Annotated in this window: 10 protein-coding genes; 7 read left to right on the top strand and 3 right to left on the bottom strand. The window is 40.0% G+C overall.

Annotated features, from left to right (window positions below; translation table 11 throughout):
* The first annotated feature begins 171 nt into the window (after nucleotides 1–171).
* From N6A79_RS06940 to N6A79_RS06910, 7 genes are all read left to right on the top strand, one after another.
* Complete coding sequence (locus N6A79_RS06940; RefSeq protein ID WP_268547490.1) at nucleotides 172–3,099, top strand: SPOR domain-containing protein; 2,928 nt, start codon at nucleotides 172–174, stop codon at nucleotides 3,097–3,099.
* Nucleotides 3,100–3,274: 175 nt separating this feature from the next.
* Entirely contained in the window at nucleotides 3,275–4,393 is a 1,119-nt protein-coding gene (rseP, locus tag N6A79_RS06935; RefSeq protein WP_268547489.1) for an RIP metalloprotease RseP, read from the top strand.
* Nucleotides 4,394–4,948: 555 nt separating this feature from the next.
* On the top strand, nucleotides 4,949–7,360 hold the full coding sequence (gene bamA / locus N6A79_RS06930) for an outer membrane protein assembly factor BamA (protein WP_268547488.1): 2,412 nt from the start codon (nucleotides 4,949–4,951) through the stop codon (nucleotides 7,358–7,360).
* A 40-nt stretch (nucleotides 7,361–7,400) separates the two neighbouring features.
* Complete coding sequence (gene lpxD, locus N6A79_RS06925; protein WP_268547487.1) at nucleotides 7,401–8,447, top strand: UDP-3-O-(3-hydroxymyristoyl)glucosamine N-acyltransferase; 1,047 nt, start codon at nucleotides 7,401–7,403, stop codon at nucleotides 8,445–8,447.
* Complete coding sequence (gene fabZ / locus N6A79_RS06920; protein WP_182419467.1) at nucleotides 8,447–8,917, top strand: 3-hydroxyacyl-ACP dehydratase FabZ; 471 nt, start codon at nucleotides 8,447–8,449, stop codon at nucleotides 8,915–8,917. The genes lpxD and fabZ overlap by 1 nt, the downstream gene beginning before the upstream one ends.
* 303 nt (nucleotides 8,918–9,220) lie before the next feature.
* Nucleotides 9,221–10,039: an acyl-ACP--UDP-N-acetylglucosamine O-acyltransferase gene (gene lpxA, locus N6A79_RS06915; RefSeq protein ID WP_268547486.1), complete on the top strand. Its 819-nt coding sequence runs from the start codon at nucleotides 9,221–9,223 to the stop codon at nucleotides 10,037–10,039.
* A gap of 207 nt (nucleotides 10,040–10,246) precedes the next feature.
* Nucleotides 10,247–10,894, top strand: coding sequence for an IS1595-like element ISBta1 family transposase (locus tag N6A79_RS06910; protein ID WP_268547485.1), 648 nt, complete (start codon nucleotides 10,247–10,249; stop codon nucleotides 10,892–10,894).
* Between the two features lie 908 nt (nucleotides 10,895–11,802).
* On the opposite strand, the gene rsmA is transcribed toward N6A79_RS06910, so the two are convergent.
* The 3 genes from rsmA to N6A79_RS06895 form a co-directional block, all read right to left on the bottom strand.
* The gene (rsmA, locus tag N6A79_RS06905) at nucleotides 11,803–12,630 is read right to left on the bottom strand and encodes a 16S rRNA (adenine(1518)-N(6)/adenine(1519)-N(6))-dimethyltransferase RsmA (RefSeq protein WP_262080481.1); all 828 of its coding nucleotides are present in this window, start codon (nucleotides 12,628–12,630) and stop codon (nucleotides 11,803–11,805) included.
* A 168-nt stretch (nucleotides 12,631–12,798) separates the two neighbouring features.
* Complete coding sequence (pdxA, locus tag N6A79_RS06900; protein ID WP_268547484.1) at nucleotides 12,799–13,803, bottom strand: 4-hydroxythreonine-4-phosphate dehydrogenase PdxA; 1,005 nt, start codon at nucleotides 13,801–13,803, stop codon at nucleotides 12,799–12,801.
* Complete coding sequence (locus N6A79_RS06895) at nucleotides 13,803–14,756, bottom strand: peptidylprolyl isomerase (protein ID WP_182419463.1); 954 nt, start codon at nucleotides 14,754–14,756, stop codon at nucleotides 13,803–13,805. Before N6A79_RS06895 ends, pdxA begins: the two co-directional genes overlap by 1 nt.
* Between the last annotated feature and the right edge of the window lie 105 nt (nucleotides 14,757–14,861).

Below are 14,861 nucleotides of genomic sequence, written 5' to 3'. Positions count from 1 at the left end.
GAAATCGGGGAAATTCATTTTCTAGGCTAGTTTGCTTTAAAAAGACACCTTATGTATATTTCATAAAGTCAATAATTAGGTTATTGAAATTTAGAATCTTTTCTTTAGATTGCCTTCAAATATTTTAAAAATTAGGCAATATTGATTTTGCCTGATGAATTAGGATGCAAAATGACCGACTTTGAGCGTAAACCTGGTGATAAAAAGAATAATAACTCCAATGGGTCTGATCCCATGATGGAGTTGACACGTTTGTTCGGTCGGAATAATTCGCCGTCTGCTAATCAGGTTAAATCCCATCCCTCGCCAGTGTCGGGTCAACAAGATCAACAATATGATGCTGGACAAGAAGCAGGTCTTAATCCTTATGGTACGAATGCTTACTCCTCCATGGCGTATAATCAACCTATTGAAGACGGCTATGCAGAAAATGTAGACGCAGTTTATCCAGGTCAAGAAGACGCCTATTGGTCTAATGAAGATACTGTTTATGATGATGGATATCCGCAAAAAAATTATGTTTCTGAGGGTGGCAGCGCTGTAGATAATAACTATTATGCAAATGATCCTAATGCTTATCAGTCGCAATCAGATGAATTATATGAAGAGTTAAATTATCAGGACAATAATGCACCCAATTATCAGTGGTCTGAAGATGATCAAATGGCTTCTTCTAATGCACAAGTTTATGGTTATGATGCGTCTGGTCAATTAAATAATCAACAAGATCAACCCCTTTATGAAGAGGATGTCTATGCATCGCAAAGACAGCCTGTAGTTGGCAATGAACAATATTATGATGCTCCTTTTGCTCAAAGTAGTGATGTAGCTGTGGCGAATGCTATAAATGATGAATTTTCTGCTAATGAGACAGAATATTGGACTGATATTTCGGCAGATGTAACTGCAGAGAGCCAAGGGCAGCCGTGGACACCATCAGTGGATGAATCTGCGAAATTTGATAATGAGTTTGGAGTAGAGGCTAATAGTGGCGTTTATGAAAACAATTCAAATCCACATTTAGCTAGTGATGATGCGGCACTTAGGTCAAACGACTCGTCTTATGATGCCGGTCCTCAGTTTTTTGATAATTTTTCCAATGGTCAAAATAATGTTTCGCGGCCTATTGATCGTGACGTGGAACTTGATTTTCCAGCTAATGAAAATGATGTTTTTGAGAGCGATTACCTTGAGCAAGGTCGGCCATTAGGAGCAGTTATCGCGCCAATGCGCATGGCAACTCAACAGCAGTCATTCCTCGGGTATGGTCAAGCGGTAGCCGTTTTGCCTTCAAAAAATGTTGCGAAGGATTCAACTTTACAAACAAGTAAAGCCAATAAGAAAACGGGTTTCGCTTTAGGTCGGGCTAACCCTGTTGAAGCGAATAAATCTGCAGGTAACGTTAAAGAGCGCAGTAATAGCGCGCCGATTGGTCGGGGTATTAATCCTTTTACATCCGCCAAAGTGCCGCCCAATGTTAATCAAAATGCAACGACTTCAAGTAACGATGGTGATTTTGAAGACGCGCTTAACGATTTTAATCTTACTATTAAAGGTGATGGTAAAAAACGATATAAGCGTGATCCAAATGTGAAAACCGTTCGCCCAGATCAAAACGCTGTTCCTGAAACGCAAAATTTTGATTTGCCCACTGTTAATTATGGTGGCGTTGATCGGTTGGATAAAGTTCAAAATCCATTGGATCATGAATTTTCAGATGTTTTAGCGCCTGGTCTTCACGATGCTAGTCTTTCATCTTATAACGATGTCGATTATGGATCTTCGGAAAATAATGGTTTAAGGGGTACTCAGTTTGCTGATGTTTCTATGACGCAATCGGGGGCTTTACCTCTTGACGATGCTGCAGGTGATGCGAGCAAATATGATTGGGCAGCCTCAGATAGCAGTGTGAGAAATGCCGACCAAAAGGTAGGCAGCGGTAAAAAAATACTATTTTTATTAGCTTTTTTAGCGCTCATTTTTGCAGGTGTTGGCGTCTATTATGTTTTCTTTAGCGGTAACGATGCGCCAACTAAGCCTGTTGTTATACAGCGTGATGAGGGTGCAGTCAGGGCAGCTCCCGAAGTCGATTCGAATGCGTCCGATACCAATCAGGATCAAAATGTCTATAATCGTGTAGAAAACGGAGTTGCAGCTCAAGCACGGCAGTCTGAATTGGTTGATAAAAGTGAGGCTCCTGTTGATCTAGATAAGGTTGACGAGCAGGCTCCTCGTGCTAATGAGACAAGTCTTGAGCCAAATTCAGTTGAGGCGCGTGTATTGCAAGCTGCTGAAAATAGTTTGTCAATTCACGAAGTGCCAACCGTTACTATTCGCGATAGCAATAGCGTCAGTGGGGATGATATAAACGCTATTATTGCCAATGAGCAAGATGATGTGGTGACACCGGGTCAGTCATTTAGAGAGCATTTGCAAACCCAAAATGATGGGCAACAGGCGATGCCGAATGAAGATCTATTGGCCAGCAGCTCCGGTATAGGTAGTGATAATGCGATCCATAGTGGTACGGAGGCTGATAATATGGCGTCGGTATTAGATGGTAATAATGATCAGCAATCTGTTAATCAAGATGATGATACGGCGTCATTGTCAGATGTTCAAACTTCAGGAAATGGCGATGGGCAAGGGGACGTGCACAGTAATGATGCGGGTCTTGCATCATTATCGAATAATAATGGAGTTTCGGCAAATCAATTAGGGGTATCGCCTACTACGGCTGATAGTATTTCAGCGGCAAATGATGCTGCAACACCTTCAGTACAATCTTCCAACGCTGCCACCTCTACTGAGCAGCGCCAATCTACGCAGGGCGGTTCAAATCTTCCCGCAGGTACTTTTTATGTGCAGATCGCTTCACAGCCTAGTCGTGAAGCTGCCCAGCAATCACTTATTGATATAAAAAGGCAAGCGCAGGTTAACTCTGCCATAGGTAATCGTCAGGTCGTTATCGTTGCCGCTGATATACCGGGGCGCGGTACTTATTATCGCGTTCGTATTGCAGCTACCAATCAGGCTGCAGCTAATCAGCTTTGCGAACAATTGAAAGGGCTTCAAGTAACCTGTTTTGTTGGGAAATAATTGAAGCATTAATTTTCTTCAGTTTGATCAATGGCTTCAGGGTAAAGGTTTTTGTTTGTTATTTCTTTCTAAGTGAGTTGGCTTTTAGTGCTTTAGCTTATTAGCTTGGAATTTTCATTGTGGTTAGTCGTATGATCGCTGTGAAAAGTGTTGGTTTATTGCTTGAAGGTGATTTTTGGAACTCCTAGATTTATTTTTTTCATTTGTAACTATTATCATTCGTCTTTTTGGCGTAGTTGCTGTTTTTGTTGTTATTATTTTTATACATGAGATGGGCCATTATCTTGTGGGGCGTTGGTGTGGTATTGGTGCATCAGCATTTTCCATTGGTTTTGGTCCCGAATTATGGGGCTTTAATGATAAGCGTGGTACGCGTTGGCGTATTGCTGCAATTCCATTGGGTGGTTATGTTAAGTTTATAGGAGATGAAGATGCTGCAAGTATGCCTTCTAAAGCATCTGCAATGCAGCGCTCTGATTCTTTTGCCGCCGCCACGGCATGGCGGCGAGCCGCAACAGTTTTTGCCGGTCCGTTATTTAATGGAATCCTAACAGTTGTTTTGCTGGCTATTCTTTTCTTTTTCTATGGACGACCCATTTTGGCTCCTATAGTTACTGATGTTTTACCTGATATGCCCGCATCCGCTGCCGGATTTAAGCCAGGCGACAAAATCGTTACGGTGCAGGGAGAAAAAATCACCAGTTTTGACGAAGTATCGCGTTATGTTATGATGCATGAAGGTGATACTATTGCTTTTGTTGTTGAACGGGGTGGTGAAACATTAAATTTAAATGTTGTACCAAAAGAAGTTCCTATTGATGATGGAACAGGCGCGAAAATCAGAGTTGGTCAAATTGGCGTTTCGAGTAAAGTAACTCCAGAGACTCTTAGTCATATTCGTTATGGATTTTTTCAATCAATTGGTGAAGGCTTCAAAGAGAGCAGCTATATTGTCGTGCAAACAGGAAAATTTTTGGGTCGCTTAATTGAGGGTAGGGCGGATCGCTGCCAATTGAGTGGGCCAGTGAAAAGTATCCAAATTACATGGAAGGTAACAGAATCTGGATTTGTCCAATTAGTAAGATTGATTGCCTTTTTCTCTTTAAGTATCGGTCTTTTTAATCTTTTACCCATTCCTCCCCTCGATGGTGGGCATTTACTTTTTTATATAATTGAAGCAGTAATTGGTAAGCCTGTGAAGCCAGCAGTTCAAGAGGTGGTTTTTAAGGCCGGTTTGATGGTAGTGCTTGCTTTTATCTTCTTTGCTGTGATTAATAATATGATTCCATGTTAAGATGCTGGTAGTTTGCAAAAGTGCTGAAATCGCCGGTTGAGGTGTAGAGTGTATTTTAATATTAGATTTAAAATAGCTGTTTATTGTATTGATAAACCACAATGCTGACATGGTTCTATGATGAAAAAAGATAAAAAATTGGCTATATTCTGCGAAGAATTGACCATTTTTTATAAAAAATAGATTTTTCTTGTTTCAAGATTAATCATTTTAAGTTATGAGGGCTAAAGGATTTTTAATTAATCGCTTTTATCATTAATGTTACATTACGAGTTTAGGTGCTGCATTAGAGATTGGCGATCAGTATCATTTGTTGATTGGGGTTAAATTAATTTGACCTTGGTTATTAAGAAAACAATAATGCTTTTGTTGTATAAAAGAGCAAGAATTTTAAAACGGCGTGTTCAGCATAGTGGCAGGCGTGACTTCTAAGTCACTATCATTGTGAAACTGAAAGAATTTTACAAAACTAGTTGCTTGTAGCAGAAAAAACGCTAATAAATGTAATATCTATTCGGTTGATCCGAAATAATTGAAACAAGGGTATAAAAGCCAATGACGGCCAAAACAAAATTTCTTGGTGCAGCCTCAGCTATTGCCTTAACAGTGGCGATTGCAGTTCCTTCAACGGTTGTGGTTTCTGTCTCTACTGCTAGTGTTGCGCAAGCTGCTGTTGTTAGTAGGGTTGAAGTTCGCGGTAATAAGCGTGTCGATGCGCAGACTATTCGCGATAATATTGGCATCACGTCTGGCCGTAATTTCTCCAATAATGATATTGATGAGGCCTTGAAGCGTCTTTTCAATATGGGGCTTTTTTCTGATGTGACTATTCGTCAGCAGGGTAATGCTCTTGTTGTTAATGTTGTTGAATATGAAGTGGTTAATCAAGTACTTTTCCACGGTAATAAGCGTATTAAAGATGCGGATCTTGAGCGTGTTTTATCGTTGAAGCCTCGTTCGCCATTTGATCGTGCGAAGCTTTTGTCTGATGAAGATACAATTAAGCAGGCTTATGCTTCAGTTGGTCGTGAAAATGTCACTGTTAGCACTAATGTTGTTAATTTGGGTCAAGGTCGCGTTAATGTCGTTTTTGACATTAATGAAGGTGAGCGCACCAAGATTAATGATATTGTTTTCGAAGGTAATCACGCTTTCGGTAATCGTCGCTTGCGCGATGTTATTACTACAAAACGTAGTAATATGTTGTCATGGTTGACGCGTGGTGATGTTTATACTCAAGATCGCTTAGAGGCGGATGAAGAGGCGCTTCGTCGTTTCTACTTCAATCGTGGTTATGCAGATTTCCGTATTATTTCATCGAATGCTACTCTTGATCCAGCAACCAATAAATATACAATTAACTTTGTAATTGATGAGGGGCAGCGGTACCGTTTAGGTGATGTTCAGGTTGAAAGTACCGTTCCTGGTGTTGATACCGAAAGTATGTCGCGTGCGCTTAAAACCCGTAATGGCGATGTTTATAGCGCTAAGCGGATTGAAGATACCGTTCTTGCTTTGAGTGATCGTATTGCTGATTCTGGTTATGCTTTTGCTAAAGTTGAGCCTTTAGGTAACCGTGATTTTAATAATCATACAATTTCACTGGTTTATAGCGTCGATCAGGGTCCTCGCGCTTATGTTCAGCGAATCGAGATTCGTGGTAATAATAAAACCCGTGATTATGTTATTCGTCGCGAGTTTGATTTAAGTGAAGGTGATGCTTTTAATCAAACTATGGTTCAGCGCGCAAAGCGTCGTTTGGAAGGTTTAGGTTTCTTCCAGACTGTGAATGTTTCAACCGCTCCTGGCTCTGAGCCAGATCAAGTTGTTTTGGTTGTAGATGTTGTTGAACGTTCAACCGGTGAGTTCTCGATCGGTGGTGGTTATACGACCGGTGGTGATAGTCCTGGTGCTTCTGTTGAAGCATCGATTACCGAGCGTAACTTCCTTGGTCGTGGTCAATATGTACGTTTAGGTGCCGGTGTTGGTCAAAACGATGCTCAAAACTATTCATTCTCAATCACCGAGCCGTATTTCCTAGGTTATCGTATGTCAGCCGGTGTCGATGTTTTCCGTCGTTCTTATCGTATGAATGATGATTACGATGTTCGCCAAACAGGTGGTACCGTTCGTTTTGGTATTCCAATTACGGATGAGGTGACTGCAAGTATCGGTTATAACTATGTCGAGGAAGAATATAATTTAGATCGTTCATGGTTTACAGAGCGTTATGGCGATCAAGCCAATCAAATGCTTTATAATGTTTATTCAGGAGCTATTATCGAAGCATCTGATCATAGTCCATGGCGCCGTTCGTCGATCAGTTATGGTTTGACCTATAATGCGATTGATGATCTTAAAAATCCCCATGATGGCTTGTTCTTGCAGGTTTCTCAAGAATATGCTGGTATCGGTGGCGATGCTGATTATTTGAAAACCTCAGGTAAGGCAATGCTTTACAAGACACTTTCAGAGCAATATGATGTTGTTGGTCTTGTAAGTGGTGGCGCCGGCTACATTCATGAAAATGGTGAAAATGGTACCCGTATTTTTGATATGTTCAAAAGTAACACGGATATGATTCGCGGTTTCAAGTTTAATGGTATTGGTCCAGTTCAATATTCTGCAAATGGTGATAAGTATTTCTTAGGTGGTACCACCTATATGAATGCTACCGCTGAATTGCAGTTCCCAATGCCAATTGTTCCAGATAGTTTGGGTATGCGTGGTGCTATCTTTGCTGATGCTGCTACTCTTTATGGTAATAATTATACTCCATCAGCTGCTACAGCGTCGTTTGAAGGTGATGTTCTTAATACAAGTAGCTCTTGGCGCTCATCTGCCGGTGTTAGCTTAATGTGGAATTCACCTTTCGGTCCACTACGTTTTGACTATGCTTGGCCAATTTCTAAAGAAAAAGCTGATCGTGTCCAGAACTTTAACTTTGGTGTTTCTACCAAGTTCTAATTCTCTTTCTCCTTGTTAAGCAAGGAGAGAAAGTGTTTTGATGTTGGATACGAAGTTTTTTGTCCCATCTCAAGAGATGTCTGCCCAAAAGGCGGCATCTCTTACTGGTGCTCGTTTATTGCAATCTGAATTGGCTGACGTCGTTATAAATAGGCTTGCGCCGCTAGATAATGCCACCGAAGGTTGTCTTACTTTTATCGATAATAAAAAATATAGCGATTCGTTGAAGACGCTTGTAGCTTCAGCAATCTTTTGTCCAGAACAATTAGTTTCTATTATTCCTGCAGGCATTGCTATTCTTGTTTCATCAAATCCTCACAGTGATTTTTCGCTTGTAGGCCGTATTCTGTTTCCTCCCTCTGTAGAGCCATATCCGGCAACAGGATGTTGGGGGATATCTCCCAATGCCTTTATTGATAGCACTGCGCAATTAGAAGATAATGTAACGGTTGAAGCTGGAGCAGTTATTGGAAAAAACGTTGTAATTGGCGCCAATAGCGTAATTTCTGCAACATCAGTAATCGGCGAAAATTGTAAAATTGGCCGTAATTGTTATATTGCGCCCAACGTATCAGTACAATATTCTTTGCTAGGCAATCACGTTTACCTTTATTCGGGATGTCGTATTGGTCAAGATGGATTTGGCTATGTCGGTGGTCCGCGTGGAATTGAAAAAGTTCCGCAACTTGGTAGGGTCATTTTACAAGATCATGTTGAAGTAGGAGCTAATTCAACGATTGATCGTGGCGCATTGCGTGATACAATCATTGGCGAGGGTACTAAAATTGATAATTTGGTTCAAATAGCACACAATGTTCATATTGGTCGCTACTGTCTTATTGCCGCCCATTGTGGTATTGCAGGCAGCGTAACAATCGGTGATTTTACGCAGTTAGGTGGACGTGTTGGACTTGCAGATCATACCATTATAGGATCCAATGTACAGATTGCTGCTGCAAGTGGTGTTATGAATGATATCCCCGATGGCGAAAAATGGGGCGGTATTCCGGCTCGGCCATTCAAGCAATGGTTTAGAGAAGTTGCTGCCTTGCGCAGTATCGGCCGTCAACCCAAGGAGAAAAAATAATGAATGCGATCGATGCCGGCACGGTTTTGACGTCAATGGATATTATGAAAATTCTAGCTACTTTGCCGCATAGATATCCGTTTCTACTTATTGATCGAATTATTAATATTCAATCGGATGTTTCTGCGACCGGTGTGAAAAATGTAACCATTAATGAACCGCATTTTATGGGGCATTTTCCAGAAAATCCTATTATGCCAGGTGTGTTAATTATTGAAGCTATGGCGCAAACTGCTGGTGCGATTTGTCTTCATGAGCGTGGTGTCGATCGACCTGGTGTAGTCTATTTTATGACTATTGATAATGCTAAATTTCGCAAACCTGTAGTCCCAGGTGATCAACTTCTTTTACATGTAAAGAAGGTAAAGGGGCGCGGTAATATTGTTAAATTCGCCTGCATTGCTGAGGTTGATGGTGATAAGGTTGCCGAGGCTGAAGTGACGGCAATGATAGATGCAAAAAGTAAGTAGTTAACTGATTTTTCGTCTTCGTTTTTTGCAGGTTCGCTGATCGTTTATTGTTTAAATAGTGGGTTCTGTCTAACATATGGCTGCAACCTTTATTTCAATTTTATGATGTTTTGCGAAAACCTAAAGCTTTAAAGAGCAGGTTTTCATTTAACAAGATTTTGCAAGTTTTTGTTCGTGTGACAAATAATTTTCTAATATGTATGATAAAACTTTCTATCCAAATTAGTAACTTTTTTAAAAGTTTGATGGAAATTGGACGTTTATAATATTTTTTAAAATGAAAACTAAGTGAAGGTGACTATTATGGCTGCTGCTCAAATTCATCCAACTGCATTAGTTGAAGCCGGTGCCAAGCTTGGCGATAATGTTATTATTGGTCCATTTTGCCATATTAGTGCCGACGCTGAAATTGGCGATAATTGTGAGCTGATGAGCCATGTCGTCATTATGGGAGCAACAAGCTTAGGCGAGGGTGCAAAAGTATATCCACATGCTATTTTGGGAGCGGATCCACAAAACAACAAGCATAAAGGTGGACGCACTACCCTTGTGATCGGTAAAAATTGTATTATCCGCGAAGGTGTTACCATGCATCGCGGTTCTGATAATGCGTTGGGGACGACTATTATTGGTGATGATTGTCAATTTCTTGCTTATGCGCATGTAGCACATGATTGTATATTAGGTAATCATGTAACATTTTCTAATAATGTCATGATTGGCGGCCATGTCGTTATAGGTGATCATGTTATTATTGGCGGCGGCGGAGCTGTCCACCAGTTTGCTCGGGTCGGTCATCATGCATTTGTTGGTGGTTTGGCTGCATTAGTGGGTGATCTTATTCCTTTTGGTAGTGCTATTGGAGTTCATGCCCATCTTGGTGGCTTGAATATTATAGGAATGAAACGATCTGGTCTTCAACGCGTTGAGATTCATGCAATGCGTCATGCGGTTAATATGCTGTTTGATCGTACTAAGCCAATTAAGGAACGTGCCCAGGATGTGCGTGCACAATATCCTGATTCATTAGCGGTTATTGATATGTTGAATTTTATTGAAGACCGTGGCAAACGTTCTTTTTGTACTCCACAATTAGGTCTTGAAATGAATGATGGAGATTGATTGCTTATTCTAGCAATTTCAAAGCCTGTGTTTGAGTTGTGTCTCTGATAATTATTGGATTTATATGATAAATCAATATTTGATTTAATTAATCAAATGATTGAGAAGCTGCAGTCTTTTCCCAATTCTTTATCAGCGTTATGCATCAATTAAGACGCTTTATTTTTGGGGCTGTCCTAGATAACGTAAATTATCTAAGGTTAGCCCATGAGAAAAAGTCGTTTAAGTTGGTATAAGCAATGCAAGCTTGTAGAATTATTTATAGCTGGCTCAACAGCGAGAACAGCAGCTGCCTTAGTTGGTGTTAACAAAACAACAGCTGCTTATTATTTTCATCGCCTTCGTTGTCTGATTTATCTTCATAGTGATCATTTGGAAATGTTTGAAGGTGAAGTTGAGGCTGACGAATCTTATTTTGGAGGAAGGCGCAAGGGGAAGCGTGGACGAGGAGCTTTGGGAAAAGTACCAGTATTTGGGCTTTTAAAGCGTGATGGTAAGGTTTATACGGTTCTAGTTCCCAATACTCGAGCCGTCACCTTAGTTCCTATTATTAAGGAACATGTCAAACCTGATAGCATAGTTTATACCGATACTTATCGCAGTTATGATGTTCTTGACGTTAGTGAGTTTATTCATTATCGTATTAATCATAGCAAATTATTTGCAGATAAGCACAATCATATCAATGGAATTGAGAATTTTTGGAACCAAGCCAAGCGCCATTTACGTAAATTTAATGGCATTCCTCGAGAGCATTTTTATCTATTTTTGAAAGAATGTGAATGGCGTTTTAACAACAGCGACCCAAAATTTCAATTTTTCCTTTTAAAACAATTAGTAAGAGATAGTTTATAACAATTATCTAGGACAGCCCCTTAATTTTTCAATAACTATCTTTTAAGTAATATCCCAATGCCGCTACTTTCGGCTATTTTTACAGATTGGTTACAATAATTGCTATGCTTGGCTGTTTAGCTTGCTCGTAGATTAAACTCAAAAAAACGACAAGCGCTTGATCAATAAGGTCAAGTAAGCCTACATCCCGCAATCAATAAAAATGATATTCAATCAATGTAAATGGCGCAAAGTCTTTGGATCAATGATCAATCCTACAAACTGTATTGGCTGTTTATTAAAGGGTTCCCGATATCACGATCTTCTTGCTTGTGGGGAACCAACATTGCAAGAACAAAGTCAAAACCCGCTTAATTATTTGCCCATTCACCATCAGTGCAATTGTTTAAATTAACGCAATTTCTTGTGTTATACTGTTTATCGGGAGTATCAGTCCAATTGATTATCCTTCCTTTCGTTTTTCCAAACAAAGTGAATTAATAAAGGATTGTGATACTCAATTAAATTTTCAGTGAGGTTCTAGGTTCTGACTCCAAGAAATATTTGTGACTGTTTCGTGTATTTTTTAAGCAATACTTTGACTTTATGCAAAAAGGCTTAGTATTATTTTTTTGTTAAACAATTAGGTGTCGCGCATCTGTATCTTATGTCTATCAATTTCAAACACCACATCTTGTATGTAATTAGAACCCCAAATAGTATTTTACCGATAAATGACCACTTATTATGATTGATTCAATTCATAATTTCGGGATGTTTATCTTAGCATAAACATATGTAAAGCAAGCAGATATTCGATCGCTTAATAAATGATTAGATTATTTTTTGTTATCATAAAATACAAAAATGAAATATTTTTAAATAGCTCAACCTACAACTATTTATTAATGTAGCTTGTGTTGAGAAGGCTATATTAAATTTGCTAGTTTGACAAAGTCCTCAATGTCTAAGGTTTCCGCCCGCCGAGTAGGGTCGATGTTAGCCTTATTAAGCAGTTGCTCACCACCGAGACTTTTAAGACTTTGGCGTAACATTTTGCGTCTTTGACCAAAGGCCGCAAGTGTCACCTGTTCTAGCTTTGCAACGTTGACGGTTAATGGCTCATCTCTAGGTATAAGGTGAACGATAGACGATGTTACCTTGGGAGGAGGAGTAAAAGCCTGAGGTGGTACGTCAAAAGCTATGCGAGCTTGTGTGCGCCAGCCAGCTAAAACGCCAAGTCGTCCATAGTGATCATCATTTGCTTTGGCTACAACACGTTGAGCTACTTCTTTTTGAAACATCAAGGTAAGAGAGTGATAGAAAGGTGGCCATGGTTCGGTTAATAACCAATTGATCAATAATTGGGTACCAACATTATAGGGTAGATTCGCAATGATGCGTGGTTTTTCCTCAATATTTGAATATAGTTCAGTATATTTTATTTCTAACGCATCACCATGAATAATATTTAAACGATTTGGGTATGCGCGTGAAATCTCGTCTAATGCCGCAAGACAGCGCTCGTCACGTTCAATTGCAGTTACAATTGCGCCTTGCGCTAATAACGCACGTGTTAATCCACCGGGACCGGGACCAATTTCTAAAACCGGCTTATCTTGCAAATCGCCAGCTTGCTTGGCAATTTTTGTGGTTAGGTTAAGATCAAATAAAAAGTTTTGGCCAAGTGATTTTTTGGCGGATAGACCGAATGTCTCGATAACGTCACGCAATGGGGGGAGATTATCAATGGCCATGTTATACCTTAAATTTCTAAATATCTTTCGCATCGGTAGCTGATTGTAATGGTAAATGCAAGATATCATACAATTGACCGATAATTATTTAAAAATCCTAAAAACTAGAGAAGTCAGCATTGCTAAAGGCTTTAGCATTTAAAATAATGGTAGCAAGCTTGGTTAAAGTTACTCAGTATGGCTTTGTGATAATTTATCTGCGAGCTTAATCGCTGCAATCAAACTATCAGGTAGCGCAATACCCTTATTAGCGATATCAAAGGCGGTACCATGGTCTGGAGATGTTCGAATGAAAGGCAATCCCAAAGTCACATTAACAGTATCATCAAAGCCAATTGTCTTTACTGGAATTAGCGCTTGATCATGGTACATACAAAGGGCAACATCATAATTTGCGCGTGCTCGTGCATGAAACATAGTGTCTGATGGCAGGGGATTGGTGATAATAAGACCTTGTTGGCGTAAAATATCAATAGCAGGTTGAATAATATCCCTATCTTCCACGCCCATGGCGCCTGACTCACCTGCATGAGGGTTTAGCCCAGCTATGGCGATACGTGGCGCACTAATGCCAAATTTATGGATAAGATCATCATTACAAGTTGTTGCTATTTCGATAATGAGCTCTTTAGTCAGTACTTGTGGTACTTGCTTCAAAGGAATATGTACCGTCACTGGAACCGTTCGCAGCTCGGGCCCTGCTAGCATCATAACAGGCTTAACTGGTTGTCCTATATAGCGTTGCGCTAGGTCTGCTAAAAATTCAGTATGACCAGGAAACCCAAACCCAGATTCATATAAGTTAATTTTTGCAATAGGGCAGGTGACAATAGCTCTTGCTTTTTTATCAAAAACTAACTCAACAGCTTGTTCAATTGCCTCAATAATGCCAGCGGCATTTTTCGTTAAGGGTACGCCAACCTGATCAATTTGATGATTTATCAAAGGTAGAACAGGTAAAGAATAATCAAAATTTTCTGCAGGATTATTTGGCGTGCTGATATGGATATCAACATCAAGATCAAATAACTTAGCGCGTTTCGCTATAATATTTGCGTCACCAATAATAAAAAAAGGCGGTAAGTTTGAAGGCTTGCGGTTAAGCCAAGCCTTCAAAGCAATTTCCAAGCCTATTCCAGAAGGATCCCCAGATGATAGAGCAATAGGCAGCATTAAGGTGTTTGAATCCGTGCTGATTTTCTAAGTTCAGCAATATATTTCTTTTCAAGCTGAGATGCTTTAGCTTCGCTATTATTACCTTCTTGAATAGAAAAAACAAGCTGAGCTACGCGGTCATCATTGACTTTGCGAATGGAACAAATAGTCAAAAATTCAACACCGCGAGCGGTTTCTTGCACGGCTGTGGCTTTGCCAACACTTGTTGCTTTAATTGTCTTTTCCCACTCAGGCGGTAATTGTTGCTCAAGCACACGCCCAAGGTTACGGATAGTAATATCAATTTTGCCTTTTACTAATTCACGGGTAGAATCACATCCATTAACGCGTGAACGTAAAGCATTGGCCTCTTGGCGGCGCTGACCTAATATTGCACCACGACGGTTTGCAGGTATAACAAATATCACTTGCTGTATAAGATATTCATTAGCGGTTGGTTTAACACCACCATTTTTTAACATACGTTGTACAGCTTCCCCTTCGGAAACCATACCTTCAGCACGGAAACGCGCGCTGACCAAGCGACCCCATCCCATTTGCACCATGATATAAGCTTTAAAATGGGCTGGTGTCAAACCTGCTTGCGTTAACATTTGTCCCATTTGCTGAGGGGACATATTATTGCGCGCGGCAAAATTGTCATATGCAGCATTAACTTCTTGTAGACTGACTTCAATGTTGCGGCGTTTCATTTCTACACGCTTTAACATTTCGTCAGTTAACTCTTCGCGAGCTAACTGGGTAAGATTACCGCCGCGGTTTTGAACCTTTAGAAACGCTTTACGCTGTTCAATGTCAAGATTTGTGATTGCATTGCCATTTACTACCAAGGCAACGGTTGTTGATGCTGCTTGAGCTGCATGCAAGCCTGCAAAATCACTACCAACAAAACTAACACTTAAGGCCGCAGACATTAAATATGCAAAAAGGCGGCTTTTTATTCTTACCATATTTCAAGCTCTCATCTTATTCGATGTCATAACGACATATGTTTTAACACAATTATAATAAAATAAAAGGCAAAACAATGACAGGTCCATAACGAACCATATTAA

The organism is Bartonella sp. HY761 (genome assembly GCF_026743145.1).
In the GTDB taxonomy this organism is placed as follows: Bacteria; Pseudomonadota; Alphaproteobacteria; order Rhizobiales; family Rhizobiaceae; genus HY038.
The sequence above is the reverse complement of the archived record's forward strand: the minus strand, read 5'-3'. Positions and strand labels throughout refer to the sequence as shown.

Excerpts from the sequence above, each read along its gene's own strand:
- N6A79_RS06940 (WP_268547490.1), top strand. The coding sequence starts at position 172 with ATGACCGACTTTGAGCGTAAACCTGGTGATAAAAAGAATAATAACTCC.
- lpxD (WP_268547487.1), top strand. The coding sequence starts at position 7,401 with ATGTTGGATACGAAGTTTTTTGTCCCATCTCAAGAGATGTCTGCCCAA.
- rsmA (WP_262080481.1), bottom strand. The coding sequence starts at position 12,630 with ATGGCCATTGATAATCTCCCCCCATTGCGTGACGTTATCGAGACATTC.
- bamA (WP_268547488.1), top strand. The coding sequence starts at position 4,949 with ATGACGGCCAAAACAAAATTTCTTGGTGCAGCCTCAGCTATTGCCTTA.
- lpxA (WP_268547486.1), top strand. The coding sequence starts at position 9,221 with ATGGCTGCTGCTCAAATTCATCCAACTGCATTAGTTGAAGCCGGTGCC.
- N6A79_RS06910 (WP_268547485.1), top strand. The coding sequence starts at position 10,247 with ATGAGAAAAAGTCGTTTAAGTTGGTATAAGCAATGCAAGCTTGTAGAA.
- pdxA (WP_268547484.1), bottom strand. The coding sequence starts at position 13,803 with ATGCTGCCTATTGCTCTATCATCTGGGGATCCTTCTGGAATAGGCTTG.
- fabZ (WP_182419467.1), top strand. The coding sequence starts at position 8,447 with ATGAATGCGATCGATGCCGGCACGGTTTTGACGTCAATGGATATTATG.
- N6A79_RS06895 (WP_182419463.1), bottom strand. The coding sequence starts at position 14,756 with ATGGTAAGAATAAAAAGCCGCCTTTTTGCATATTTAATGTCTGCGGCC.